This window comes from Microtetraspora niveoalba, from assembly GCF_001570405.1.
Classification (GTDB): Bacteria; Actinomycetota; Actinomycetes; order Streptosporangiales; family Streptosporangiaceae; genus Microtetraspora; species Microtetraspora niveoalba.
Genome location: NZ_BBYM01000046.1, coordinates 22,813 through 48,206, shown reverse-complemented (window position 1 = coordinate 48,206; position 25,394 = coordinate 22,813). Strand labels below are relative to the sequence as shown.

The following is a 25,394-nucleotide window of genomic DNA, read 5'->3' as shown; positions in this document are numbered from 1 at the left end:
ACATACGCGGAAAGACGTTAGCTGTGTCGCTCGAACGGAGAGACAGCCCGTGCCGTAGGCGGTCTCGGCTCGGGTTGGAGGTGGGCTTCCTCGCTGCCTTGTCGCGCCGGTCTCAGGTCATTGAGGTCTTCGCGCCAACGTGACGGTTGCCGTGTGTGACGGGGGTGGGTGCCCGCTCGCGGCCTAGTTCTGCGGTGCCAGGGTGCGTAGGACGCAGAACTCGTTGCCCTCGGGGTCTGCCATGACCACCCAGTTCCGGCCTGAGCCTTGGCCCACATCCGTCTTGGTGGCACCGAGGCCGAGCAATCTGGTCACCTCGTCCTCGGTGCTGCCGTCGATCGGGCTGACGTCGAGGTGAAGCCGGTTCTTCACGGTCTTGCCCTCGGGCACCTGGATGAACAGCAGGGTGGGCGACATCTGGCGGGCCCGAACATCCTCAACGGTCGGCACCCAGGAGCCGATCTCGACCTTGCCCTCGCTCCGGTCGATCACCTTGAAGTCCAGGACCTCGCACCAGAAGGCCGCGAGCCTCTCCGGATCGTGGCAGTCAACGGCCAACTCAGTGAACCTACTTGTCATGACTCTCCCAGATGGTGCGGACGGGGCTCGAAGTATTGGCCCGCGCCGCTCTCGTCCTGTTCCAGCTCGAATACGGCCGCACCATCTAAACGAAGATCACGGACTGTAACAAGGAGTTATTGCTTGCTCTCTTTCCTTCGAGAAGAGCAGGGAACTCTGTCCGGGTTTCCACACCTTGGCCGTCAGTCATACGTCGCTTCGAGATCGGGTTGGACTGACCTCGCTGGGGTCAGGTCCAACCTGACCCCAGGCTGTCGACTCATCGGCCGCCGCGACTTCCCCGCCGGCTCTGCGATGCTTCCAGGGCCTCGGCATCATGGAGACGCGGCAGCCGGCGCGATCGAGCTGTGGACCGTGGACGACGCGGCCCGCGAACTCCGCCCCGCCATGACCGCCGCCCAGATCCGCGCCCTCACCCTCATCGCCGGCCTCGAACCCCTCGGCCGCAAACCGTCGGGCTGCCGAGGCGGGCGCCGCGCGTGGTGTGTCGGCAGTGGAGGAAGGCGTCGTCTCCATGACGGTGCACCGCAGGCGCCCCGCCCTGGCCATCCGCATCGCCGCGTCCCTGGCCGCGAATCGCGAGGAGGCGGAGGGCGGAGAGGCGCGCTGCCTGCTGCGGGTCTTCAGCGCGACTGCCGTGTGCCGTGATAGCGCTGGGCGAGCCGGGCGAGCGCGACCGCGCCGAGCAGGAGGCCGAAGTCGCGTAGCGCGACGTCATAGTGACCGGGAATGGTCAGCAGGTTGAGGATGATGCCGGCCAGCCATCCGGCCACCAGCCAGCCCCCGAAGCGCGGGGCGAGCGCGACGACGAGGCCCGCCACGATCTCGACGACGCCCACGGCGTACATGGCTGCCTGGGCGCTGCCTGGAACGACGTCGTTGATCCAGGGGGCGAGGTAGGTGGTCCAGTCCACGAGCAGGTTGGTGAATTTGTCCAGCCCGAACAGGATCGGCGCCACGGTGAACCCGGTGCGCAGGATGACGAACGCCTGGTAGCCGGGATCGGCCAGCGCGGCCCGCCTCGGTGTGGTGGACGTGGTGGTTGCGGACGACATGACGCCCTTCCTTCTATCGGCAACACTTGCTTACGATAGAAGCGCACGGGCTCTCTTTCGTCAATGACTTTGGGTTTTAGAATGGTGTTCGTGGACGACCCGAAAGAAGCGCCCCACACCGACGTCTCCGCCGTCGCCGCTCTGGACGAGCCAACCCGCAGGAGGCTCTACGAACACGTCGTGCGCCAGCCGCGCCCGGTCAGCCGCGAGGAGGCTGCCGCCGCCCTTGGCCTGGCCCTGCGGACCGCGGCCTTCCATCTGGAGCGCCTCGCCGACGAGTCACTGCTCGACGTCGTCTACGAGCGGCGCAGCGGACGTACCGGGCCGGGTGCGGGCAGGCCCGCCAAGCTCTATAAGCGCTCCACCAAGCAGGTCACCGTCAGCCTCCCGGAACGGAATTACGAACTGGCCGGACGGCTCCTCGCTCAGGCCCTGGAGGAGTCCGAGGACACCGGTGAGCCGGTGCGGACCGTCCTGCACCGCAAAGCCCACGAACTGGGCACGCGGCTGGTCGGCCAGGACCGCGCGGGGGTGTTCGACCTGCTGGAGCGGTATGGATTCGAGCCCCGCTATGACGGTGATGTCATCGTTTTGGGCAACTGTCCCTTCCACGTGCTCGCCCGCGAACACACCCAGACGGTGTGCGGCATGAACCTCCACCTGCTCCGCGGCGTGCTTCAGGGGCTCGATGAAGACAGGCTGCAAGCGTGCCTGGCGCCCGCCCCCGACCGGTGCTGTGTCCGCCTGGAGCCGGTTTCCTGATCCTGTGGGAGCAGTCACGCCGTCCAGGGCCCAGCCGGCGATCCGAGGCCGAGTTCAACCTGACCCCAGCCTGACGGCCGCTTGCGCCGACGCGCAGCCCGTACTCCTCCCGCAGCTCGGCGTGGACGCGCGGGGATCCATACGTTCCCCCGGATCCCGCGTGGATCGTGGTGATCATCTCGGTCGATGCCCGGTCCTGAACGCGCCCGCCGCGAGGGTACGCGGTTCTTCGAGGCGTAGTAGCCCCGGCGCACACACATCCGGCACCTGGCCGGCTCACGGCGTGGTGCCGCTTGACCTTGACACAGTGACAAGGACTTCACTGCAGCCAAGGAGGTGGCCCCGATGACCATGTCGAAAGAGGACACGAACACGAAGCGAGCTCTCCAGGGGCTGGAGAACGGCAGCTCGTCGGTGCGGCTGCAGGCGGCGCTGGCGGTCGGCACGGCCCCGGACCCGCGGTTCGTCGACAAGCTCATCGAACGATGCGCGATCGAGCCCGACTTCTACGTGCGCGACATGCTTACGTGGGCGCTCACCCGGCACTCATCGTCGATGACGGTCCCAAGGCTCATCGATGAACTCCGCTCGGAGCGTGCGCAGGCACGCAGCCAGGCGTTGCACACGCTGTCCAAGATCGGGGATCGGCAAGCGTGGCCGGCGATCACACGGGCGCACCTGACCGACACCGACGACGAGGTCGCGCGGAGCGCCTGGCGAGCGGCGGTCGTACTCGTGCCGGAAGGGGAAGAAGCCGAGTTGGCCGGAGTGTTGGCGACACAGCTCGGGCGCGGCAAGCGTGAGACGCAGCTGAGCCTCAGCCGGGCGCTGATCGCGCTCGGTGAGGTGATCACGCCGGTCCTGCGCGCCGCGACGACGGATCCCGCCCCTCGCGTACGTCAGCACGCGATCGCCACGGAATGGCTGTCGCGCAACCCGGATGCCGGATTCGAGTTCGCGATCGAGGAGGCGAAGCGCGTCGTAGCCCTCGGCACGACCAGCCAGGAGGGGTGACAAGCAGTGTTGATCGGTGATGTGGCACGACGGTCCGGGGTCAGCGCCCGCATGCTGAGACATTACGAGTCGCTCGGCCTGGTGCGGCCAACGGGTCGTACCGAGGCCGGCTATCGGGAGTACTCCAGCGAGGACATCCGGCGGATCTTCCACATCGAGAGCCTGCGGTCCTTGGGGTTGTCGCTGCGTGAAGTCGGGCGCGCGCTGGATGATCCCGGCTTCCAGCCCTCGGAGCTCGTCGACGACCTCATCCGCCAGACGCGAGGACGCATCGCGGGTGAGATGGAGCTGCTCACGCGACTCCGTCGGATCGGTGCCGCGGAACCCGCCGACTGGGAGGACGTCCTCCAGATCGTTGCGCTCCTCCAGGACCTGGGCTCGGAGAGCGCAGGGAAGCGCCAGCGCGCGGCGTTGTCCTCAGTCGGAGAGGTTCCGGTGCCGGTGGAAGCTCTGGTCGAGGCGGCGTTGAGCGAGACGGACCCGAACGTCGCCGGCGCCCTTCGATGGGCGCTGGCACGATCGGGCGACGGCGGATTGGCACTGCTGGCGGAGGGCCTCGGCTCCCCGGTGGCCGAGGTGCGGAAACGTGCCGTCCAGTCCATCGCCGAGATGCCGAACGGTGAGGCGACCGCACTGCTTCAGGAGGCCCTCGCGGACGCCGACATCGTGGTCCGCAGGTGTGCGGCTCTGGCGCTCGGGGCACGTGGAGTGGCCGACGCGGTCCCGACGCTCATCGACATGATCGTCGAGGGGACGAACGACGTCGACGCGGCCGATGCGCTGAGCGCGCTGGCGAGTGATCCCGTGTTGGCGGATCAGATCGCTACCGGGCTCGTTGACCGCCTCGCCCACGGCACCGTTGAGTCGTCCGCACGTGGACGGCTGACACAGGCGCTCGCGGACATCCCGGGGATCACGACGTCACGTGCCCTCGCAGATCTGTCACATGACGAAGACCGCGCCGTCGCGCTTACCGCCACATACATTCTCAAGCTACGCAACGCACGATGACGGACCGAGGTGCGTGTCCTTGACGAGCCGGAGCCGGTCCCCGCTCTGCCGGCCAAGCTCACCGAAGAGGCGAAGAGCTGCGCCCGGCCGAGCCCGGTGATCGCCTAGGGGAACCGGCCGGCATCCACGGGTGCCGGCGGCCCGAGCCGCCGGAGTACGAGGTTCACCTGGCCCCGGCGAAGGTCACCCGGATCGAGTACAGGTCGCCGCCCGAGCCCGTGATGAACAGGTTGTTGCGCTTGGGGCCGCCGAAGGTGAGGTTCGAGGCCGACTCGGGGAGGCGGAGGCGGGCGATGAGGGTGCCGTCAGGGTCGTAACAGTGGAGGCCCTCCATGGCCGCCGCCCACACCCGGCCGTAGCAGTCGAGGCGGATCCCGTCGAACCAGGCCTCGGCGAAGACCTCGCCGCCCGTCAGAGTCCCCTCCGCGGTCACCTCGAACACCCTCAGGTGCCGCTTGCGGGTGTCCACGATGTACAGCAGCGACTCGTCCGGCGAGAAGGCCAGGCCGTTCGGCCGGTCGAAGTCGTCGGCCACGATCGACAGCTCGCCGGAGGCGGGGTCGAGGCGGTAGACGTGGTCGCCGCCGATCTCGCTCTCGGCCGGGCTGCCCTCGTAGTAGCCGATGATGCCGTAGCTCGGGTCGGTGAACCAGATCGTGCCGTCCGAGCGGACCACCACGTCGTTGGGGCTGTTGAGGCGCTTGCCCTGGTAGCGGTCGGCGAGGACGGTGACGGTGCCGTCGTGCTCGGTCCTGGTGACCCGCCTGGCGCCCTGCTCGCAGGTGATCAGCCGGCCCTCGAGGTCGATGGTGTTGCCGTTGGCGTTGCCCGACGGAGTGCGGAAGACGCCGACGGCGCCGGTGGTCTCGTCCCAGCGCAGCAGCCGGTCGTTGGGGATGTCGCTCCAGATCAGATAGCGCCCCGCGGGGAAGTAGACGGGCCCTTCGGTCTTGCGGCTGCCGCTGTGGAGCACCTCCACGTACTCGTCGCCGCCGTCGTAACCGAAACGCTTGTCGAGCACCTCGAACTCGGCCCGGAATCGCTCCATGACTGAACCTCCTTCGGTATTATTCGTATCATGCCAAACCAGGTTCAGTTGGATGACGTCGATCGCGCGCTCGTGGCCGAACTGCAGCGCGACGCCGCCCAGTCCTACGCGGCGCTGGGGCGGGCGGTCGGGCTGTCGGCCGGGGCGGTGCACGAGCGGGTGCGCAAGCTGCGCGAGCGCGGGGTCATCCGGGCGACCACCGTCGATGTGGATCCCGTGGCGCTGGACCGGCCGGTGCTGGCGTACGTGATGGTCGGCGCCGACGCGTGGATGGGGGAGTCCGGGGGCGCCTTCGCGGAGATCCCGGAGATCATGGAGGCGCACGTGATCGCGGGGGAGGCGTCGGTGCTCGTCAAGGTGCGTACGGCGACGACCGAGCAGCTCCAGGACGTGCTGCGGCGGATCTACGGCATCCAGGGAGTGGCGAGCACCCAGGCGATCGTCGTCCTGGAGACCTTCTTCGAACGCCCGGTGCGCTCCTGACCGGCGATCCGCCGTGCCCTCTCCCCCGGTGAGTACGGCGGGCCGCAGCGGTTCGAGCCGGCCCGGCCGCGCGGCGACACCTTCGTGTTCGCCGAGGCCCGGGGCGACGTCCACTCGGCCCGCGATGGCAGATCGCTTACCTGCCGGGTAATCGCCCGCTCGCGAAGGGCCTGTCAGGATCGGCGGTGTACCGAGCACGATCCCACCGGGAGGACACCATGCCCGCCTATGTCATCGCCCACCTGCGGGAGGCGGCCCCGCACCCGGAGATCGCCGAGTACATCGAGCGGCTGCCCACCACCTTCGAGCCGTACGGCGGCCGCTACCTCGTTCACGCCACGCAGCACGAGGTGAAGGAGGGCAACTGGCCCGGACATGTCGTGATGATCGGGTTCCCGGGCATCGCCGAGGCGCGGGCGTGGTGGGACTCTCCCTCGTACCGGGAGATCGCGCCGCTGCGCTCGCGGCACATCGAGGGCGACATCATCCTGGTCGACGGCGTGCCCGAGAACTACGTCCCGACGGCGGCCGCCACCGCGATACGAGAGGCCGCGTCGCCGCCGAGAATGTAGGTGCGCCGGCCGGAGGCGGTGCGGCCCGGGTCGTGCCCGCAGCCGGGGCGGGCGGAGCCCATCGGTCCGGCGTCGTGCCCGGAGGACTGCCGGGCCAGGGCGGCGGGAGGCTCGGCCTAGGGCTTTCGACGGAGTGTGAAGGGGTCCCTCGCCCGATGCCGGGGCGATCGACGCGTCCCTACCGTAGCCGGCATGGAGATTCCCGAGCATTACAAGTACGCGGTCATCCCCCACATCATGGTCGACGGGGCCGCGGAGGCGATCAAGTTCTACGTCAAGGCGTTCGGTGCCTCCGAACTCTTCCGGCTCGACGGGGATGAAGGGCGGATCGTCCACGCCGAGATCAGCGTCCAGGGCTCCACTCTCATGCTCGGTGACGCCGAGGCGCCGTTCTCGCGCCCTGGCGAAGGCGGTGTATCCGTTGTCCTGCACGTCTACGTGCCGGACGTGGACGCGCTGACCGCCCAGGCCGTGGCCGCCGGGGCCGAACTTCTCTCCTCTCCGGCCGACATGCCCTACGGTGCCCGGCAGTCGATGCTTCGTGATCCGTTCGGCCACGTCTGGATTTTCCTGACCCCTATCGCCGCCTGAGGCTTCACTGTCTTGCCCAAAACGCCCCGAGTGATGATCGCGCGAGGCTGCGGCTGGAGGGTGATCGGACGCCACCCAGGGGCGGTCGGTGGCCGGGCTCGGCGATCGGGAGACGCGGGTCACATTTCGTCCATGTCACAGGGGTGCGGGCTACCTCGTCTCAGGGTGTGTAGCCACTGACGACCGCAGAGGAGCACACCATGGACGCGCGACTGAACTACTTCGCCGACCCGACCGCCGGCAAGGTCCTCAAGTACCTCATGTCGGCAGGCAAGGCGCTCAAGGACACGCCGCTGCCGACAGCTACCCAGGAGCTGGTGGCGCTTCGCGTGAGTCAGATCAACGGCTGCGCCGTCTGCATCGACATGCACACCAAAGAGGCCGCCGCTGCCGGGGAGACCTCGGTGCGGCTGAACCTGGTCGCGGCGTGGCGGGAGGCCACGGTCTTCACCCAGGCCGAGCGTGCCGCGCTGGAGCTGGCGGAGGAGGGGACCCGGGTCGCGGATGCGGCCGACGGGGTCAGCGACGAGGTGTGGGCGCAGGCCGCCGAGCACTACGACGAGGAGCAACTCACCGCACTGGTGATCCTGGTCTCCTTCATGAACGCGGTGAACCGGCTGAATATCATCACCCGGCAGCCGGCCGGCGACTACGAGCCCGGGCAGTTCCACTGATCGGCGTCAGCGACCGGTCCGGGGCCCGGCTGCGGGCTCCGGACCCCCGGGCCGGCGGGCATCACTCCGGCCTGCCGGTGGTCCGGATGATCACCAGAAGATGCCCGCGCCGGCGAGTACGGCGGGGCGGGAGGGCGTCAGGGGGAGGGGACCCGGCGTGAGCAAGGTCGAGGAGTTCGAGGAGCTGCGGCCGCTGCTGTTCTCGATCGCCTATCGCATTCTGGGCAGTGTGGGTGAGGCAGAGGACGCGGTGCAGGAGACATGGCTGCGCTTCGAGGGCTCGGCGACCCGGCCCACGTCGACCAAGGCTCTTCTGTCGGCCGCGGTGACGCGGATCTCGATCGATGTGCTGTGTACTCGACGGGCGGATCCAGGCGATCCGCTCAGTGATCAATCCCGACAAGCTCGGGCACGTGGGCCCGGTGGCGGACGCCTGGGCGATCGACCGGGAAGCAGGACAGGCACGCCGGCCACGGAATGACCGCGACAGCCGACCGCACTCCGAGCCTCCTACACGGGAGCCGGGCCGGAGCCTGGACGCGCTCCGGCCGTTTGACCTTGCCGCTGCGTCAACCTTTAGGTTCCCGGGCATGGCGATCACCGTTCTCGACACCTACTCGTCCATGACGCGAATCCTGCGGGCCCCGGTCACGGATCGCGTCGCCATGCTGGGCTCGATGCTGGAGCCCGTCAAAGACATGTACCGCTATTTCCCCGGCGACGTCGATCTGGTGGCCATGCACCAAGGGGCGTCCGGATTTCCCATCGACCGTGACGAGGAGCGTTGCCTCGACGCGCTTGAGACGCTGGCGGCGGCCGGAGCCTGGGAACGCATGCAGCGTGCTCTTGACGATGCTCTCGCCGTGCAGTTGGCGGCGACGCCGGGGCTGGAGGTCCCGGACATCACCGTGCTGTTCGTGCTCGGTGATCCCGGCGATGCCCACTTCATGGGTCCCTGCCTCGGAATGGTCGGCTACGGCGGAACGCCGGGCTACATCGCGATCACGCTGTGGCCGTTCCCCGAGAACGTGGAACGGCTGGAGGCCACCGCCGTGCACGAGCTCAACCACAACCTGCGTTTCGGCCCGGGCGGCGTGGTGTGGAACCCGATGACCGTCACGGTCGGCGACCACGTGGTATCGGAGGGCCTGGCCGACGCATTCGCCCGCCAGCTCTACGGCGACGAGCTCGGCTACGCCCGCATGGGCGTGCCGCACCTCCACGACGAGGCGGTCTTCGCCAAGGTCGTGTCCGGACTCGACGTGACCGGCATGCAGAACTTCACGGCCTGGGTGCACGGCGACGCCAGCGCGGAGCGCTTCGGCGTCGCCCCGGTGGGATTGCCCACCGGGGCCGGGTACGCGGTCGGCAACAGACTGGTCGACACCTACCTGGCGGCGACGGGGCAGACCGCGGCGCAGGCCCTGCAGGTCGAAGCCGCCGAGATCATCGCCACCGCGCTGCGCTGATCATCCGGGATCCGGCGGTCGGACTCGGAGATCGGGCGATACTCGATCGAAGGGGCGCGGCAACAGGAGCGGACGATGGAGTGGATGATCCACGAGCTCGCGGTCAGGGCGGGCATCACGAGCCGGACCCTGCGTCACTACGATCGCATCGGGCTTCTCGCGCCGTCCCGAGTGGGCGCGAACGGATACCGCTACTACGGCCCGAGCGCGGTCGCCCGACTGCAGCGGATCCTGCTGATGCGCCGGCTGGGGCTGGGCCTGTCGGCCATCGCCGAGGTCCTGGCCGAGGAGGTGGACGAGTGTGACGGACTCCGGGCGCACATCGCGGCGTTGGAAGGCGAACGAGACCGGATCGAGCATCAGATCCGGGCGGCGCGTCACGCTCTCGAGGCCAAGCTGGCCGGGACCGACCTGGGCGCGGACGTGCTGCTCGACGGCTTCAACGACCGCTACAAGGACGAGGTGATCTCGCGCTGGGGTGAGCACGCGTTCCGGGCGAGCAACGACTGGTGGCACGCCAAGACTTTCAAGCAGCAAATGGCCTGGAAGCAGGCCACCGACGAACTCGTGGCGGCATGGGTCGCCGCGTGGAAGGCCGGGGTTTCACCGACGTCGGAGCGTGCGCAGTCACTGGCCGCCCGACACGTCCAGTGGTTGTGCGAGATCCCCGGCACCCCCACGGCCGAGGGCGACCGGGACCGTTCGATCCAGATGGTGAAGGGCCTGGGCCACATGTACGTCGACGACCCCGCCTTCGCCACCACCTACCACAGCGTCGAGGGGGCGGCGTTCGTCCGCGACGCACTGCACGAGTACGCGCGGACGCGGATGTAGCCCCTGGAGCGCGTTATGAAACTCGCCGTGGGGTGCTTTGACGAGGGAGGAGCCCCTGTCCATCCGGGGGCTGTGGAGCGATGTCCTGAAGGACGTCCTCGACCGCGTCGACGCCGACCGACCGCGTGCCGACATCGCCGGACCGCGAGGACGCGTCGGGACGGTTCAGGCCGGGCCGAGCAGGTCCCAGCGGTTTCCGGCGATGTCGAGGAAGACGGCGACCCGGCCGTAGGGCTCGGTGCGCGGTGAGGTCACGAACTCGACCCCGGCGGCGACCATGCGCCGGTGGGCGGCGTCGAAGTCGTCCACCCGGAGGAAGAACCCCACCCGCCCGGCCACCTGGTTCCCGACGGCCGCGGTCTGGTGCTCCCCGTCGGCGCGGGCGAGCAGGATGCCGGTCTCGGCGCCGGGCGGACGGACGACGACCCACCGCTTCGGACGGCCGTCGTTCGTCGACGACGGCGAGTCCTCCACCAGATCGAAACCGAGGACGTCGACGAAGAACCCGATGGCCTCGTCGTAGTCCTCCACGATGATCGCGACCAGCTCCATTTTCACGCCCTGATCGTACGGGCGTACGCGGACGTGCCCGACTTCGCCCGACGCGGCGGCCGGGGCGCGTCGGCGGCGCCCGGGCTCAGGACGCGTCGTGGGGGCCGACGGCTCCGGCGCGGATCCTGGTGAGCTGCGCGTCCAGCGTCTCGACGTCGAACGGCACGGCCGAGGACTCGAACTCCCGGCCCAGGGCATGCAGCATGTCCATGCCGTCCCAGCTCGCGGAGAACTCCTCGTCGATCGGCCGCACCAGGTCGCCGAGGGCGCGCTCGGCCCGGTGACGCGTCACGAGGATCCGCCACTGCCCGAGGAAACGGCGGAACTCCGCCAGGCGCTCGCCGGCGACGGCGACCTCGGAGAGGATCGCGCGCAGTTCCTCGTTCACCTGCCGCGCCCTGGCCGACATCTCCCGCACGCTCTCGTGTACGGCGTCGCAGAGCCGGGGCACCTCGCTCAGCGCGGTGTGCGGCGCGACGCCGTCCACGACCTCGGCCGCGAACGCGGCGACCATGTCGTTGTGCAGGTTGGCCAGCGCGATCCGGAACCGCAGGTCCGTGACGTACGAGCGCAGCGTGGTGAGCCGGGGCACCAGCCGTTCGAGCGTGTCCACCGCGGTGTGGGTGGGCGCGGCCATCACCTGGGCGACGTTGTGCAGGACCGGGGCGGTCTCGGCGACCCTCGCGGAGGCGGTCTGCGCGGCGGCCACGGCGCGGTCGAGCCTGCGGGCGATGTCGAGCACCTGGACGGACGACCGTACGAGCCGGTCGCTGAGCATCCGGTACGACTCCAGCCGCTCCACCAGGTCGGTGAGCATCGCTTCGAGCGCCCCGGCCCCGGCCAGCACCTCCGCGATCGGCCCGGTCGCCTCGGGCCGGGCGTAGGCCGAGGAGGCGAGCCCCTCGCGTGCCGCGATCTCGGTGGACAGCGCCTCGGTGAGGAAGTCGTCGTGCGACCGGAACCCGAGCTCGCCCAACAGCTGTTCGAGCCGTCTGATCCCGACCTGCGCCACTTCGCGCCGGTCCATCCCGTGGCGTTCGGCCGCCTCGACCTCGATGTCGGCGACGTACTTGTACAGCCGCTTGACCTCCTCGAACAGCTCCGATCGAGGCGCCATGCGGACCGACAGGAATCCGTCGCCCGACGGCGTCATGGTCGCGAAGACCCAGTAGTGGCTGCCGTCCTTGGCCAGGTTCCGGACGTACGCGCCGGCCGGGCGTCCGGTGAGCAGGCGGTCCCACATCAGCCGGAAGACCCCGGACGGCATGGCCGGGTGACGCACGATGTTGTGCGGGGCGCCGGTGAGCTCGTCGAGAGAGAACCGGGAGGTCCGTACGAAGACGGAGTTGCCGCTGCGGATCAACCCACGGCGGTCCGTCGTGGAGAAGAAGAGCTCCTCCGGACCGATGAACTGCTCTGCCCCTGTGGGCAAGTGGAACCCGCCAAGACCCATGTCGCCTCCCCGAATCCCGGAGAGGATATCCACGGCCGACGGCGGTCCCGTGACCGCCTGTGGATCACGCGCCGCTTTGCGTGGCAGGCTGTCCCCGGCGCGTCCTTCTCCCGCGGCCGGCCGCCTGTCGCCAAGCGCGCCGCTCGCCGGCCGGCTCGACCCGGCGGCGCCTTCCACGGAGACGGACGCGGGATCGACGCCACTTCGGCCGGTCCGGTGAAACGCCGGCCGGACGCGGAGAAACCGGAGCGCTGACATCATCACGCGAAGCTGGAACAGGATCCGCCGCGGTGGAGCGGCGTGGCGGGCGGCTCTTCTCGTGCCGGCCCTTCTCGCGGTCGCGGCGGGAGCCGTACTGGTCGCCCGGCCATGGCGGGAGCCGCCCCCCGCTCCACCGGCATGCCCGGAGCGATGGGGCGGTGAGCCCATGCGCGGCTGGGTCCCCGCCGCCACCCACCTCTCCGGCGCCGGGGAATCACTGGTGCCCGGCACCCCGATCGAGGCGATGATCTGCGGCTATCCCGGCCACAACACCGACGAGGGGAACGAACGCCACGCCGGCACCCGGACGCTGACCGGCGGCGCGGCGGCGGCGATGGCGCGCGACCTCGCCTACCTGCCGGTCGGCGCGGCCGACGTGGGGTCGTGCAACCTCAAGGCCGGGCCGATGACGAACTATCTCGTCCGGTTCACCTATCCGGACGGCCGATGGTTGTGGGTCGGCAGCGCCGACGAGGTCAACGCGTGCGTGATGACGACGAACGGCACCGCGAGCAGCCGCGAGTACATCGGGGATGACATCACCGCCGCGTACCTGAACGGGACGTGGTCGCGAAGCCGGCCGGAGGACCCGTGCCGGGGGCCCGGGGGCCGCCGAGGGCAGGACACCCGGATGGTGCCCGAGGGGCCGACGTCGGTGCTGGTCTGCTGGACCGACGCGGGTGTGCCGCGGCAGCCGCGGGCCTCGTACGGACGTGACGTCGCGGAGCCCCTGGCGGCGGCGCTGAACGCCGCGGTGACGCGTCGTGACGGCACCCCCTGCCGGATGAAGGGCAGTGTGCCGGAAAAGCGCACATTTCGCCTGATCTTCGGCTATCCGGAGGGGCCGCCGGCGGGGGTGTGGGTCAGGCCGGGTTGCGATTCGGCGACCCAGAACGGGCTCCTCGAAGGGGACATCGACGCCGCCGCTCGCCAGGAGGTGACGCGGCTCGCTCCGTCCAGGTGACCGCCGCGGCCGGGGGCCTCGGGCGGAGAACGCGGCGCCGGTGGGGCGGTGACGTGGCCGGCCGGTCGGCCGCGACGTTCTCGTGGAGGCGGGCGTGCCGGGCCGGGGCTTCGGTCGCGCCCTCGTGATCGTGGTGTTGTCGCCTGTCGCACGAGGGGGAGTCCTCGGGCCCGGGCGGCTCCGCCGCGGGCGTCCAAGGTGATCACCGTGCGGCGTTCGGCGAATACGCCCTGACTGCGTGGGTAGCGCCTGACCTGGTTGGCAACGGGCGCAGTTGGGGGGAAAGAGCCATGACGCGGGAAGAGCCGCAGCCGGATTCGGGCAGGGCGCCGGAGAGCCCCACGGAACTGCCCAGGAAGTCCTGGTTCCATGTGCTCAAGCGGACCGTCAAGGAGTTCCAGCGGGACAAGGTCACCGACTGGGCGGCCGCGCTGACCTATTACGCGGTGCTTTCGCTCTTTCCGGCGCTGTTGGCGGTGGTGTCGTTGTTCGGGCTGTTCGGCGCCTCGGCTTCGCGGACGCTGATGGCCAACATCACCTCCATGGCCCCGGGCCCGGCCAAGCAGACCCTCGGTCCCGTACTGCAGGCCCTGCAGAGCAGCCCGCGCGCGGCCGGTGTCGCCGGCATCATCGGGATCGTCGTGGCGTTGTGGTCCGCCTCGGGGTACGTCGCGGCGTTCATACGAGCGGCCAACGCGCTGTACGAGATGCCGGAAGGGCGGCCGATCTGGGTGACCCTGCCGCTGCGCGTGGGCATCACCGCTCTGCTGGTCGTGTTGATCGCCATCGGATCGTTCGTGACGGTCTTCACCGGCGGTCTGGCGGAGAAGGCCGGTCAGGCGCTGGGCATCGGTGAGACCGGCGTGATGATCTGGAACATCGGCAAGTGGCCGATCCTGGTGATCCTCGTCGCCCTGGTCCTCGCCCTGCTGTACTGGCTGGCTCCCAACGTCCGGCAGCCGCGCTTCCGCTGGCTCACCCCGGGCAGCCTGCTGGCGGTGATCCTGTGGATCGTCGCGTCGATCATCTTCGCCGTGTACGTGACGAAGTTCGGCTCGTACAACAAGACGTACGCCACCCTGGCCGGGGTCATCGTCTTCCTGATCTGGTTGTGGATCACCAACATCGCCGTCCTGCTGGGAGTGGAGTTCGACGCCGAGCTGGCGCGTCAGCGCTCCATCGAGGCCGGCCACCCCGAGGACGAGACGCCGTACGTCGATCCCCGGGACACCAGGAAGATGAAGAAAGAGGCGTGACGCCTCCTCCTCCGGGAGTCGGGGGCATGACACGGCACAGACCCGGAGGGTCGACCTCCGAGCCTGTGCCGGGCTTTCCGCCGTACCGGGAACGCGTCAGCCGGCGAGGGCGACGACGTTCACGCGGTCGGCGTCGTTCACAAGGAGCGCCCGGACTGGCCGCCGGTGTCGCCGAAGTCGTCCCGCTTGGCATCGGGGCGCTCCCGACGCGACTCCTCGGGCGACAGGTACCGGCGCAGGCGCGTGCGCAGGCTCTCCCCTGTCCTGCGGCCGGCGGTCTCTCCCGTGCGCCCGGGCGGGGTCGGCTCTCCTATCCGGCCGGTCTCGCCGGGGCGGGTGGTCGCCGTTTCGCCCCTGGTCTCGCCCGGGCGAACCGTCTCTCCCGGCCGAACCGTCTCGCCGGGGCGGGTGGCCGTCTCGCCTCCGACGCCCCCGGACAGGCGCTCGCGCTCCTGCTCGCCGCCGGCGTGGGCCCAGCCCTGGCCGGGCTGGTTGGCCTGCTCCCAGGACGTTTCCCAGCTCATGTCGTAGTAGCGGTAGAGCTCGCGCTCCTGCTCGACGGACAGATGGCCGCCGGCGTCCACGTCGACGTTGGGGGCGCCCTTGACGCGCTCCTTGTCGTACGGGACCTCTACGTGGTCTTCGACCAGGTCCGCATTACGGATCGGGACGAACGTCTCACTCGTGCCGAACAGGCCGGTTTTCACGCAGAGCCATTCCGGCTGCCCGGTGTCGTCGTCGAGGAAGACGTGTTTGACCTCGCCGAGCTTCTGCCCGCCGGTGCCCTGGACCGGGATGTCCAGCACCCGCGGAATCTCCTCCTGGGTGATCATCTTTTCCTCCGTCCTTCGTTGTCCCCATCGGCCCTACCGCTGGACTTTGACGAGAAACCCGACATAGCGGACGAAGCATCTAAAAATTGTGTTGCCTCCCACGGGTGCCGCCGTCACCGGCCGATGTGGCAGCGGGCGAGCCACTCCCGTACGAGATCGCGGAAGGCGTCAGGCCGCTCGAACGGGAGGTAGTGCCCCGCGTCGGCCAGCGCGCTGAAAGAGGCGTACGGGAAGGACGACAGGGCCCGGAACTGATCGGCGTACCCCGCGATCCGGTCCTGCCTGCCGGAGACGACGGTCGTCGGCCCCCGGTAGATCGACGGTGCGCCCTCGTCCGAGAGCTGGTATCCCGTCGCCCGCAGCCGCGCCAGATACTCGTCGTCACGCGAGGCCGACGAGGTCAGCACCGCGGCCACCCGTTCGGCCGCCCCGCCGGTCCGGTCGCCGAGCGCCAGGGAGAGGTGCTCCCGCAGATCATCGGGTACGCCCGACAACCACCCCTCGGGGGCGGGGCGGTCCGGCGGCTCGGGCAGCTCCCGATCTTCCGGCCGGATCTTCACCCCGGAGCAGATCAGCATCAGCCCGGCCACCTGCTCCGGCCGCCGCCGGGTGACGGCGGCGGCGATGTAGCCGCCGTACGAGCAGCCCGCGAGGAGGAACCGGCGGGAGCCGATCCGTGTGTCGAGGAACTCCAGCACGGCGTCCACGACACCGTCGGAATCCTTCGGCCCTCCCGGTGTCCGCCCGCATCCCGGCAGGTCCGGATATATCCGCTGCAAGGGGGTGGCTTCGGGTAGGGCCGGTTCCACGGCCGCCGCCATCGCGGCGCCGTCCAGGCCGAACCAGGACAGGCCGATGAGGGGAAAACCGTCGCCGTACACATGCGCCGTCATGCTCATGACTGTTGATCCAAGCAGGTAGAAATCCGTTTGAGTCCCTCGCGGGCGATGCGACATGATGCAGGCGCTCGGGGCCTGTTCGAGTCCGTCCCGCCGAGGGCCGCCTGGCTACGATCCAAGTGCTGTCTGGCCACGGTCGACCGCCGACCCGCACCGATCAGAAGGAATCATGTGACCGATCAGTTGATCTCCGGCTTTCCCGTCCGTCTCCTCGATGTCACCGACCTGCCGGCCTGTCTCCGCCTGGCCGAAGACCGCGAGTGGTCGCCCGAGGAGCGGAAATGGCGACTGCTGTTCGAGGTCGGAGACGTCTACGGCGTGGACGATCCCGACGGCGGACTGGCCGCGGCGGTCGTGTGCACCCGGTTCGGCCAGGAGATCAGCGCCATCGGCATGATGCTCGTCGCCAAGCGGCGGGAACGCCGCGGCCTCGGCGGCGCGCTCCTGAGGTACGCCCTGGACAGGGCCGGGACGGCGACCGCCTGGCTGACCGCCACCGCGTACGGACGGCCCATGTACGAGCGGCTGGGCTTCCGCGCGATCGGCGAGTGCGCCACGCATGTGGGCGAGGCGACCGGTCTCACCCGCGGGACGTCACGGCCGGCGACGCCGTCGGATCTGTCCGCGATCCTCGCCCTGGACGCCGAGGTTTTCGGCGCGCCGCGCGGCGAACTGCTGACCCGGCTGCAGGCGTTCTCGGAGCGGTTCCGCGTGGTCGACGGACCGGACGGCGGTCTGTCCGGTTTCGCCGGCGCCTGGCGCAACCTGGGCGAGACGGTGCTCGGCCCGGCGATCGCGCAGGATGCGGACACCGCGCTGGGCCTGCTCTCCGACCTGGCCTCCGAGGTCGAGGGGCCGGTGCGCATCGACATCGACACGAGCCGCTCCGAGCTGCTCGCCTGGGCGAAAGAGCACGGCCTGCACCACTCCTTCTCCACGACGATCATGGAGTACGGCGCGCCGCTCCCCGGCGACCGCAGCCGCCTGTTCACGCCCGTGATGGTCGCGCTCGGCTGACCCACCCGCCCCGCTCGGCTGACCCACCGCTCTGACCGGCGGCCGGTGACCGGCGCGGGCCGTCCTCTGGCCGGCCCGGCGGCGCCGGGGCCCCGACTCCCCCGCTCGGCCCGAGCCATGGCCCCGATCGGCCCCGCTCAGCCCTACTCATACGGCTCCACTGGCTGGGGGATCTCGATGACGTCGGTGGCCACGAGCTCGGGAGCCACCGTGCCGTTGGGGATTTTGTCGGACTTGGGGGGTACCCACGTGCCGGTGACCTCGACCCAGGTGTCCACGGGTGGCTGGGCCGCCTTGAGGACGGACACCTTCAACGGGATGCCGTCGGCGGCGCAGCAGTTCATCTGGATGCGGGTGACGTACCACCGGTTCTTCTTGGCCGACGGCACGACGAACCCGGTGAGCCGAACCCGCTTGCCCGACAACGAGTAGGTGGAGTCCGCCCATGCCCGGCCGATGAACTCCCCGATCGGCATCGCGATCACGGTGTCGTCCCCGAGGGGAGCGTAGGTGTCCGAGGTGACCGGTGGGCGCGGAGGCGGCTCCTCCGAGCGGGCCGCGAACGCTCCGAGCGCGGGCGGGGAGATGAGGAAGATCGCGAACACCGGTAGGCAGAGCAGCCAGGCTACTCGGGGCCCGCGAGAGTGGTCGTGGCCCTCATGTCCCCCATGACCGCTCTCATGGTCCCCCTGGCCCAAGTGGCTTCGATGACTCGCGTAGCCCAGATGGCCCCAGGGACCACCCTCATGGTCATCACGGCTCCCGTGGTCCGTGCTCTCGCTGTGGCTCAGCCGGGCATCTCCGCCCCGATCGCCCTCCCCGTGCGAGAAGTGTCCGGGCGAGTCCTGTGCGTCGTATCCCCGATGTCCGGTGCGATCATGATCGGCGGTGCGGTGCTGATAGGGGGCGCGGTTTTCACGCGCGTGCTCCGGGATCGTGAAGCGCGGCTTGCGCCATTCCTGGATCAGGCCGATGACACCGAGCGCCAGCACCACGGCCCCGGCGGCGACCAGGAACGGGTGGAAACCGGGCTTCACATAATTGAGGTAGGTCGTGGACAGCACGGTGATCCGCAACACGGCTCCGCCGAGGAACACCATGACCAGGCTCTGCGACATGCGGTTCACAGCAGGAGACCTCCGACGGCCAGGCTCACCAATACCGCCAAGACGAACGTCAAAGGGACGAACCGGGCGGCGAATGCGCGTCCGAACGTCCCGATCTGGAGTGCGATCAGTTTCAGGTCCACCATCGGCCCGACCACCAGGAAGGCGAGCCGTGCCGTGGGAGAGAAGGTGGTCAGGGACGCCGCGACGAAGGCGTCGGCCTCCGAGCAGATCGACAGCAGGACGGCGAGCAGAGCGAGCACCACGACGGAAAGCACCGGAACGTCGGCCACCGTGGTGAGCCAGGAGCGCGGCACGGAGACGTTCAGCGTGGCGGCGGTCAGACCACCCACGACCAGGAAGCCTCCGGCATGGAGCAGGTCGTGTTGCGCCGCCTCGCGGAACGCCTCCCACTTGGAGCCGCCCGGCGCGGTGCGAGCGGGGATGCGCAGCCACGTCGAGCGGCCGAAGCGAAGCCACAGCCAGCCCACCAGGACGGCCACGACGAGGGAGGCGGCGAACCGGGCGGCGGCCATCATCGGCTGTCCCGGGAACGCCACCGCGGTGGCCACCACGACCACCGGATTGATCGCGGGCGAGGCGAGCAGGAACGCCAGCGCGGCCGCGGGCGTGACGCCGCGCGACATGAGGCCGGAGGCGACCGGGACGGACGCGCACTCGCATCCGGGAAGGACCGCGCCCGCCGCCCCGGCCACCGGTACGGCGGCGTAGGGATGCCGGGGGAGGGCCCGGGTCCAGAACGAGGCCGGGACGAATGCGGTGATCGCGGCCGACAGCAGCACGCCGAAGACGAGGAACGGCAGCGCCTGGACGGAGATCGCCACGAAGATCGTCGCCCATGTCTGGAGCGAGGGAAACGCCAGCAGGGGAGTCAGAACGAAGTGTCCCGCGATCAGCAGAACGACGAGCGCGGCGAAGATCCACGGCATCGCGGAAGGCGCCGCCGATCTCCGCCCCCACTCTGCCGGGGGCAACTCCGCCGACACATCGGTCAGGGTCCGGTCGGACATGGGGTCATCCTGGCAGAGCTGTGAGACGGGCTCGCCCGGCCTGTGGACAACCGGTGCCACTCCCGCCCCGCCGAGTCCCATCGCGTCGTCCCGTTCGCCGCGCAAAGCGCCCTGTCGCTCACGGCGGAACCCTCAGCGTCGTCGTCCCATTCACGAGAGACACGATCCTTGGCGCCCTGTGGCCGGCGCAGGTCGATTCAGAGCTGGTTCAGCAGCCAGCGCGGACCGCTGAACGAGGCGCCGAGGGCCTCCACGCGGCGGCGCAGCTCGCGGTCCGCCGTGACGACGAGCACCTTCGCCCAGGGGTTCGCCTCGCGTACGAGCGCCACGATCGCGTCGTCACCGCTGCCGGGCGCCTCGACGATCGAGACACCGCCGGTCACACGCCCCGAGACACCACCGAGCGGACGACCGGATACAGGGACACCGCCTGGAAGGTGCTCCGAGCCGCGGTCCGCGACGAGGTCCCCAGGGCCGCGTCCATTCTCATGTCCGCTGTCACGCCCGGCGTCACGTCTGGAGACATCGTCCGAGACGCCCTCCGGGGTGCCTCCCGAGATGGCGTCGGAAACGGCGGTGAGGGCGCTCCGTCCTCCGAGGCCGGCGATGGCGCCCCTGGCGGCCCCCTCGACCACCACGGTCATCCGGGGGAACCACTGGGCCAGGTCGTGCGGGCCCTCCGGGAGCCGGTGCAGGCCGCGCGCCGCGAGATCATCCAGCTCGGCGATCAGCCGGGCGGTGGCCCCGGCCCGGTCCCGCCACCAGCCGTGCTCGGCGCGCGCGCCGACGATGTTGGCCGCGTCCAGGATGACGACCAGGGGCGCCAGCGCGAGCCGTATCCGCGGCCAGGTCTCCGCGAACCCGGGATGCAGCTTCCTCGCCGCGACCTCGTCGGCCGCGATCCAGCGCATGTCGGTGCTCTCGCCGTTCGCGGGAGAGGCGTCGAGCAGCCCCTCGGCCTGCGCGATGACGGTCTGGAACGACCAGCCGCCGTGGTCGTCGAGATAGACGCCCTGGACCCGGAGCTGGTCGCCGGTCAGCGCCGCCTCCTCGCGGGCTTCGCGCAGCGCCCCGGTGATCGCGTCCTCGTGGCTGTCGCGCGCGCCGCCGGGCAGCCCCCAGGTGCCGCCGTGGTGGCTCCACCAGGAGCGCTTCTGCATCAGGATGTACGGCATGCCGTCCAGCGTGTGGTGGACGGCGAGCAGGCCGGCGGCGCCGTGGACGCCCCAGTGCCGGTGCCCGCGATCGCACAGCGCCCAGCCGTCCCCGTCCTTCGCCGCCATGGTCCTTGTTCCTCGTCGTTTCGGCGGCTCACCACTGCTCGGCCGGCACACTCGTGCCGGACGCGAGGTCGAAAAGGACGGCGCCGTCCTCGATCCGGATGGCCTGCAACTGCGTCACCAGCCCGGCGTCTCTGAGCCGGAGCACGGCCTCATGCGCGTTCTTCGCGTAGTGGTAACGGTCACTTGAGGAGAACTCCGGACTCGCCCGCACACAGCGGACTTCGAAGCGGTCCGGTGGCCACAAGCGGACGGTTGGGCCTGAGTTGTTCCAGCCAGACATCTGGTGCTTCTCCTGTCACGCCGTCGTGAAGACGAGCAGTTGATCCGTGGACATGGCCGGTCCCGTTGGAACGTGACTGGCCCGATTGCCGATCGTTATGAAGTGGTAAGCGATCCTTCCGGTTTCCCTCGCCACATCCGTTAGCGTGTGAGCCCTCGCTCGCGATTCCCGGCGGCACCGGGGGTCGCGAGTTCTCATAGCACGACACAGGCGCCCGCCCCTTCGGCCGGAGGAGCGGGCGTACGCGTCTCACGAGGGTGCTCCGCTCGACCCCATCGCAGTGTCAGTCCCCTCCGTGTCCGGCCGGACTCCGGCGGCGGCCGGGCCAGACGTCAGCCTGACATGCCCGGTCCCGCTCACACCAGTGTGATTCGGATCGCCGCGCCGCCGCCCAGGTCGCACCCGCCGTACAGGCGCTGCGGCGCGGGCGGCCGGCTCGCCGGGCGAGGGCCCTCTACCTGCCGCTCTTCGAGAAGTGCTGGAGGTCCTTCGCGCCCGACCAGTAGCCGCCCCAGCCCCAGCCGATCGTCGAGAACGCGCGCACCACCCGGTCGCCCGCGTTGATCACGCCGGGCTTGTGCAGCGGCCGCCTGACGTACGCGTCGGCGTTGCGGTGCGCGTGCGACCCGTTCGCGTACACGTACGGGTTCTCCAGAGGGTTGAGGTCGACCGCCTGGCCGTACGCGTGCTCGGACCAGTTGGTCGACCCGGTGGCGTTCCTGCAGTTGAACGCGGAGGTGTTGTCCGCGTCGATCGAGTCGTAGTCGTCGCCCTTGTAGGCGTCGATGGGCTCCATCTTCCGGATCGGGTAGCGGAAGCCGTACAGCTTTTTGAAGACCGAGACGACGTCGTCGGCGACGGCCTTGTTGACGACGAGCCTGCCGGTGTGGGTCTTGCCGTCGAACCCCCAGTGGGTCATCGTGATCATGCGTAGGCCGCTCAGCGGGACCGGGCAGCCCGGCCGCCATGAGTACGGCACCTGGTCCCGGGACACCTTCGTCACCTTCGCCGAGAAGGGCGGGGCGACGCCCGGGGACGGGGTCCCTGTCCCGCTCGGGCTCCGTGCCGGCGCAGGTGTGCTCTTCCCCGGGGACGGCGTGCCCCCGCCGGGAGCGGGTGTGCTCTCCCCCGGGGACGGCGTGCCCCCGCCGGGAGCGGGTGTGGGAGCCGCCGTCGCGTTCTCCGAGGGTGTGACCGTGACCGGAGGGGGCATCGCCGCCCTGCCTTCGACGCTGCACGCCGACACTCCGGCGATGGCCAACAGCACTATCGCTGATCTGCGGAAATGTGTGGTAGCCATACGTCAGCGTAACTCCCCCGCGGCAGCTCCCACGGTCCGATGCGGGCGCCGGGAACGTCGGACGGCGCCGCTAGGGTGGCGACCGTGCTTCCCGAGCTGCGCTTCGGCGGGCTGGCCGTCCCCACCCACGGCTTCTTCGTCGGCCTCGGCGTGCTCCTGGCGGCCGTGGTGTTCGTCCTGGAGGCGCGCCGCAGGGGAGCGCCGCACGAGGAGTCGCTGGTCGCCGTCGCGGGCGCGCTGGTGGGCGGCGCGATCGGGATGCGCCTGTCCGGCTGGGCCGAGCATCTGGACCCGCATCTGAATCCCACCCTTCTCGAAGCGTGGATGTTCGGCTCCCGCAGCATCCTCGGCGGCCTCACCGGAGCCTATGTCGGTGTGCTGATCGCCAAGCGGATCATCGGTTATCGCGGCAAGACGGGCGACCTGTTCGCTCCCGCCGTCGCGCTCGGCATGGCGGTGGGCCGCATCGGCTGTTTCCTCACGGAGGCGCCGGGCCGGCCCACCGGCCTCCCCTGGGGGGTTCACGCGCCCGCCTCCGTCCCGGAATGCCCCGGATGCGTCGCCGGGCAGGCCATGCACCCGTCCTTCCTGTACGAGGTCGCCTTCCAGCTGGCCGCCTTCCTCGCCCTGCGCTGGGCCCGTGACCGGGTCGTCCGTCCGGGTGAGCTGTTCACGCTGTACGTCGGCGCGTACGCGGTGTTCCGCTTCCTGGTGGAGTTCACCCGGGCGAACGAGACGGTCTGGCTCGATCTCACCCGGCCGCAGTGGTTCCTCGTCCCCGGCCTCGTGCTCGTCTCGATCAGGCTGGTGTACGGCCATCGCCGTGGTTATTACGACATGCTGGTACACAAGAGGGACAGCCGGATCAACAGACGACAGGAGGAGGGCGCCTCCGGGGGCCCGTAGACGCCATGACCACTCCCCCCGAGCCTGCCGGCGAACCCCGGGACGAACGGGGCCGGCCCGCTCCGGGCGGATCCGGGGACGGGCAGGGACCGCCGCCCCCTTCCGGTGCCCCGCGGCATCCGGGTGGAGGATCCGGCCCCGGGATCCCTCAGGGACCCCCACCCGCGCAATGGGCTCAGGGGCCGCAGGGACCGGGCTTCCCGCCTCCGGGCGGTCCCCACGGACCGTACGGACCGCCGCCCGGTCAGGGGTGGCCCCCGCCGCCTCCCCCGCCTCCGAAGAATTCGGGCGGGATCGTGGTCGCCACGGCGTTCGCCGGGTTCGCGGCCTTCATCCTGATCAACTTCGTCGGGTTCCTGGTCACGCTGGGCGTCGCCGACAGCGTCGCCGAGAACAAGGAAGTGGTGGTCGGCGTGGCCGCGGTCATCCTGGCCGCGATCGCGCTCGGCGGCGGCGTGGGGCTCGTCCTCCTGCGACGTCCGTGGACCAAGGGCCTCGGCCTGGGGCTCATGATCGGCTGGGCGCTCGTCTCGATCCTCTCCGTCGGGTTCTGCACCGGCGTCAACCCCGATATCTACACCGGTGGAACATTGTGAGCGGTATGCCCCTGCGCGGTGATCGCATCCTGCGCTACGTCAACGCGTTCTGCCCCCTCTGCCACGAGGAGGATCCGGAACGGTCCCTCGACCGGGTGCCCCGCCTGTCCGGCCGGCTGGCCGTCCGGAACGACCGGGTCTACCTGGAGCGCGGCTGCCGCACCCACGGCATGGTCCGCACGCTCTACGACGAGGATCCGGAGATCCTCACCTATCTGGAGGAATGGACCGCTCCGACGAAGGCCCACATCCCCGACGTCGCGGGAAACTTCGCCCCGATTCCGGAGGCGTACCTCCAGGGTCTCCCGGAGATGCAGACGCAGCACACCTGCATCCTGCTCGAGGACATCGCCGAGGTGTGCAACCTGCGCTGCCCGACCTGCTTCGCGGACTCCTCGCCGGACCTGCGCGGCGTCGTGCCGGTTGAGGAGGTCCTGGCCAACGTGGACCAGCGGCTGGCCCGCGAGAACGGCCGCCTCGACGTCCTCATGCTGAGCGGGGGCGAGCCGACCCTGCACCCCGCGCTGCCCGAGCTGCTCGCGCGGCTCGTGTCCCGGCCCGTCACCCGCATCCTGATCAACACCAACGGCGTCCTCATCGCCAGGGACGACGCCCTGCTCGACCTGCTGACCGAGCACCGCGAGCGGGTCGAGATCTACCTCCAGTACGACGGCGTCAGCGCGGAGGCGTCCCGCCACCACCGGGGCGGCGACCTGCGGCGGTTCAAGGCGCAGGCGCTCGAACGCCTCTCCGAGCGTGAGATCTTCACGACGCTCGTGATGACCGCCGCCCTCGGAGTGAACGACGCCGAGATCGGCGACGTCGTACGGCTCGCGCTCGACACACCGTACGTCGGCGGGGTGTCGATCCAGCCGCAGTTCGGCTCCGGCCGCTCCGGCCTGATCGACCCGATGGACCGGCTGACCCACACCGGGGTGCTGAAGCGGCTGGGCCCGCAGACGGACGGCCTGGTCACCTGGCGGGACCTGACCGCGTTGCCGTGCTCGCACCCCCACTGCTGCTCCGTCGGCTACATGATCAAGGACGACGCCGGCGCGTGGCGTTCCCTGACCGCGCTCATCGGACACGAGCGCCTGAAGGAGAACCTCGGCCTGGTCTCCAACCGGATCGCCGACTCCGAGATCCCGCGCGAGTTGCGCCTCGCGGTACAGGAGTCGCTCCTCGGACTGCTCTCCGAGCAGTCGTCGCTGTCCCATCCGGAGGTGGGAAAGCTCTGGCGGGACATCTGCGAGAACTGCGACCTCGGCATGTCCACGCTGCTGACGCTCGCCTCCTCGGCGCTGCCCGGACGCAGGCGGCGGCTGCGGCGCCTCCTCGGAGAACGGGTGGTCCGCATCACCATCAAGCCGTTCATGGACATGTCGACCATGATCGAAGAGCGGTTGATCCAGTGTTGTGTGCATGTGGGTACCCGCTCAGGGCAGGACCAGTGCGCGCCGTTCTGCGCGGTCCAGGCGTGGCCGGCGCTCGCCCGCCAGCGCATGTCCGCCGTCGCCTCCGTCGACGCCGGCGTGCGGCTCCCGCTGGTGGAGATCACATGAAAT

27 protein-coding genes and 2 pseudogenes are annotated in these 25,394 nt (G+C 70.0%); 16 read left to right on the top strand and 13 right to left on the bottom strand.

Annotated elements, in window-relative coordinates; translation table 11 throughout:
* Positions 1–183 precede the first annotated feature (183 nt).
* Positions 184–558, bottom strand: coding sequence for a VOC family protein (locus AWQ70_RS33635; protein WP_306303428.1), 375 nt, complete (start codon positions 556–558; stop codon positions 184–186).
* Between the two features lie 644 nt (positions 559–1,202).
* On the bottom strand, positions 1,203–1,634 hold the full coding sequence (locus tag AWQ70_RS33630; protein WP_067185555.1) for a hypothetical protein: 432 nt from the start codon (positions 1,632–1,634) through the stop codon (positions 1,203–1,205).
* A gap of 90 nt (positions 1,635–1,724) precedes the next feature.
* Here AWQ70_RS33630 and AWQ70_RS33625 point away from each other — a divergent pair, with 90 nt between their 5' ends.
* Positions 1,725–2,396, top strand: a complete 672-nt coding sequence (locus AWQ70_RS33625) for a helix-turn-helix transcriptional regulator (RefSeq protein ID WP_245647272.1) — start codon at positions 1,725–1,727, stop codon at positions 2,394–2,396.
* Positions 2,397–2,493: 97 nt separating this feature from the next.
* On the opposite strand, the pseudogene AWQ70_RS42515 reads toward AWQ70_RS33625, so the two are convergent.
* Positions 2,494–2,574: pseudogene (locus AWQ70_RS42515) on the bottom strand (helix-turn-helix domain-containing protein); the annotation flags it as partial.
* Between the two features lie 167 nt (positions 2,575–2,741).
* Here AWQ70_RS42515 and AWQ70_RS33620 point away from each other — a divergent pair.
* Both AWQ70_RS33620 and AWQ70_RS33615 read left to right on the top strand, forming a co-directional pair.
* Complete coding sequence (locus AWQ70_RS33620) at positions 2,742–3,410, top strand: HEAT repeat domain-containing protein (RefSeq protein ID WP_067185552.1); 669 nt, start codon at positions 2,742–2,744, stop codon at positions 3,408–3,410.
* 51 nt (positions 3,411–3,461) lie between these two features.
* Positions 3,462–4,421: a HEAT repeat domain-containing protein gene (locus AWQ70_RS33615; RefSeq protein WP_373282415.1), complete on the top strand. Its 960-nt coding sequence runs from the start codon at positions 3,462–3,464 to the stop codon at positions 4,419–4,421.
* A 163-nt stretch (positions 4,422–4,584) separates the two neighbouring features.
* Here AWQ70_RS33615 and AWQ70_RS33610 read toward each other — a convergent pair whose 3' ends face one another.
* On the bottom strand, positions 4,585–5,469 hold the full coding sequence (locus AWQ70_RS33610) for an SMP-30/gluconolactonase/LRE family protein (protein WP_067185546.1): 885 nt from the start codon (positions 5,467–5,469) through the stop codon (positions 4,585–4,587).
* A gap of 30 nt (positions 5,470–5,499) precedes the next feature.
* On the opposite strand from AWQ70_RS33610, the gene AWQ70_RS33605 reads away from it, so the two are divergent.
* The 7 genes and pseudogenes from AWQ70_RS33605 (at position 5,500) to AWQ70_RS33580 (ending at position 10,092) form a co-directional block, all read left to right on the top strand.
* Entirely contained in the window at positions 5,500–5,952 is a 453-nt protein-coding gene (locus AWQ70_RS33605) for an Lrp/AsnC family transcriptional regulator (RefSeq protein ID WP_174552448.1), read from the top strand.
* A gap of 218 nt (positions 5,953–6,170) precedes the next feature.
* On the top strand, positions 6,171–6,524 hold the full coding sequence (locus AWQ70_RS33600) for a DUF1330 domain-containing protein (protein WP_067185541.1): 354 nt from the start codon (positions 6,171–6,173) through the stop codon (positions 6,522–6,524).
* 192 nt (positions 6,525–6,716) lie between these two features.
* On the top strand, positions 6,717–7,115 hold the full coding sequence (locus AWQ70_RS33595; protein WP_067185538.1) for a VOC family protein: 399 nt from the start codon (positions 6,717–6,719) through the stop codon (positions 7,113–7,115).
* A 200-nt stretch (positions 7,116–7,315) separates the two neighbouring features.
* Positions 7,316–7,789, top strand: a complete 474-nt coding sequence (locus AWQ70_RS33590) for a carboxymuconolactone decarboxylase family protein (protein WP_067185536.1) — start codon at positions 7,316–7,318, stop codon at positions 7,787–7,789.
* Positions 7,790–7,946: 157 nt separating this feature from the next.
* Positions 7,947–8,153: pseudogene (locus tag AWQ70_RS42510) on the top strand (sigma factor); the annotation flags it as partial.
* 226 nt (positions 8,154–8,379) lie between these two features.
* On the top strand, positions 8,380–9,258 hold the full coding sequence (locus tag AWQ70_RS33585) for a DUF2268 domain-containing putative Zn-dependent protease (RefSeq protein WP_067185534.1): 879 nt from the start codon (positions 8,380–8,382) through the stop codon (positions 9,256–9,258).
* Between the two features lie 75 nt (positions 9,259–9,333).
* Positions 9,334–10,092: a MerR family transcriptional regulator gene (locus AWQ70_RS33580; protein WP_067185532.1), complete on the top strand. Its 759-nt coding sequence runs from the start codon at positions 9,334–9,336 to the stop codon at positions 10,090–10,092.
* Positions 10,093–10,257: 165 nt separating this feature from the next.
* Here the strand turns inward: AWQ70_RS33580 and AWQ70_RS33575 are convergent, their stop codons facing one another.
* Both AWQ70_RS33575 and AWQ70_RS33570 read right to left on the bottom strand, forming a co-directional pair.
* Positions 10,258–10,644 (bottom strand): VOC family protein, encoded by a 387-nt coding sequence (locus tag AWQ70_RS33575; RefSeq protein WP_245647275.1) that lies wholly within the window; start codon positions 10,642–10,644, stop codon positions 10,258–10,260.
* Between the two features lie 85 nt (positions 10,645–10,729).
* Positions 10,730–12,097, bottom strand: coding sequence for a PAS domain-containing protein (locus tag AWQ70_RS33570; protein WP_067185528.1), 1,368 nt, complete (start codon positions 12,095–12,097; stop codon positions 10,730–10,732).
* 427 nt (positions 12,098–12,524) lie between these two features.
* On the opposite strand from AWQ70_RS33570, the gene AWQ70_RS33565 reads away from it, so the two are divergent.
* Positions 12,525–13,322: a hypothetical protein gene (locus AWQ70_RS33565; RefSeq protein WP_067185526.1), complete on the top strand. Its 798-nt coding sequence runs from the start codon at positions 12,525–12,527 to the stop codon at positions 13,320–13,322.
* A gap of 290 nt (positions 13,323–13,612) precedes the next feature.
* Complete coding sequence (locus AWQ70_RS33560; protein WP_067185524.1) at positions 13,613–14,578, top strand: YihY/virulence factor BrkB family protein; 966 nt, start codon at positions 13,613–13,615, stop codon at positions 14,576–14,578.
* 137 nt (positions 14,579–14,715) lie between these two features.
* Here the strand turns inward: AWQ70_RS33560 and AWQ70_RS33555 are convergent, their stop codons facing one another.
* Entirely contained in the window at positions 14,716–15,411 is a 696-nt protein-coding gene (locus tag AWQ70_RS33555) for a PRC-barrel domain-containing protein (RefSeq protein ID WP_067185521.1), read from the bottom strand.
* 113 nt (positions 15,412–15,524) lie between these two features.
* Positions 15,525–16,304, bottom strand: a complete 780-nt coding sequence (locus AWQ70_RS33550) for an alpha/beta fold hydrolase (RefSeq protein ID WP_067185593.1) — start codon at positions 16,302–16,304, stop codon at positions 15,525–15,527.
* Positions 16,305–16,481: 177 nt separating this feature from the next.
* Here AWQ70_RS33550 and AWQ70_RS33545 point away from each other — a divergent pair, with 177 nt between their 5' ends.
* Positions 16,482–17,327 carry a GNAT family N-acetyltransferase gene (locus AWQ70_RS33545; protein ID WP_067185519.1) on the top strand — a complete coding sequence of 282 codons (846 nt, stop codon included), beginning with the start codon at positions 16,482–16,484 and terminating at the stop codon, positions 17,325–17,327.
* Between the two features lie 143 nt (positions 17,328–17,470).
* On the opposite strand, the gene AWQ70_RS33540 is transcribed toward AWQ70_RS33545, so the two are convergent.
* The 5 genes from AWQ70_RS33540 to AWQ70_RS33520 all read right to left on the bottom strand — a co-directional run bounded on the left by AWQ70_RS33540 (position 17,471) and on the right by AWQ70_RS33520 (position 22,021).
* Positions 17,471–18,445, bottom strand: coding sequence for a TIGR03943 family putative permease subunit (locus AWQ70_RS33540; protein WP_157530782.1), 975 nt, complete (start codon positions 18,443–18,445; stop codon positions 17,471–17,473).
* 5 nt (positions 18,446–18,450) lie between these two features.
* Complete coding sequence (locus AWQ70_RS33535) at positions 18,451–19,464, bottom strand: permease (protein WP_084518096.1); 1,014 nt, start codon at positions 19,462–19,464, stop codon at positions 18,451–18,453.
* Between the two features lie 197 nt (positions 19,465–19,661).
* Positions 19,662–20,747 (bottom strand): NUDIX hydrolase, encoded by a 1,086-nt coding sequence (locus AWQ70_RS41715; protein WP_067185514.1) that lies wholly within the window; start codon positions 20,745–20,747, stop codon positions 19,662–19,664.
* Positions 20,748–20,775: 28 nt separating this feature from the next.
* Entirely contained in the window at positions 20,776–20,958 is a 183-nt protein-coding gene (locus tag AWQ70_RS33525) for a hypothetical protein (protein WP_067185512.1), read from the bottom strand.
* Between the two features lie 523 nt (positions 20,959–21,481).
* Positions 21,482–22,021 carry a M15 family metallopeptidase gene (locus AWQ70_RS33520; RefSeq protein ID WP_245647271.1) on the bottom strand — a complete coding sequence of 180 codons (540 nt, stop codon included), beginning with the start codon at positions 22,019–22,021 and terminating at the stop codon, positions 21,482–21,484.
* Positions 22,022–22,411: 390 nt separating this feature from the next.
* On the opposite strand from AWQ70_RS33520, the gene AWQ70_RS33515 reads away from it, so the two are divergent.
* The 3 genes from AWQ70_RS33515 (at position 22,412) to AWQ70_RS33505 (ending at position 25,391) form a co-directional block, all read left to right on the top strand.
* Entirely contained in the window at positions 22,412–23,233 is an 822-nt protein-coding gene (locus AWQ70_RS33515) for a prolipoprotein diacylglyceryl transferase (RefSeq protein WP_067185586.1), read from the top strand.
* A gap of 296 nt (positions 23,234–23,529) precedes the next feature.
* Entirely contained in the window at positions 23,530–23,829 is a 300-nt protein-coding gene (locus AWQ70_RS33510) for a hypothetical protein (RefSeq protein WP_218004754.1), read from the top strand.
* A 5-nt stretch (positions 23,830–23,834) separates the two neighbouring features.
* A complete protein-coding gene (locus tag AWQ70_RS33505; protein ID WP_067185510.1) occupies positions 23,835–25,391 on the top strand; it encodes a radical SAM protein in 1,557 nt (518 codons plus the stop codon).
* Positions 25,392–25,394 lie beyond the last annotated feature (3 nt).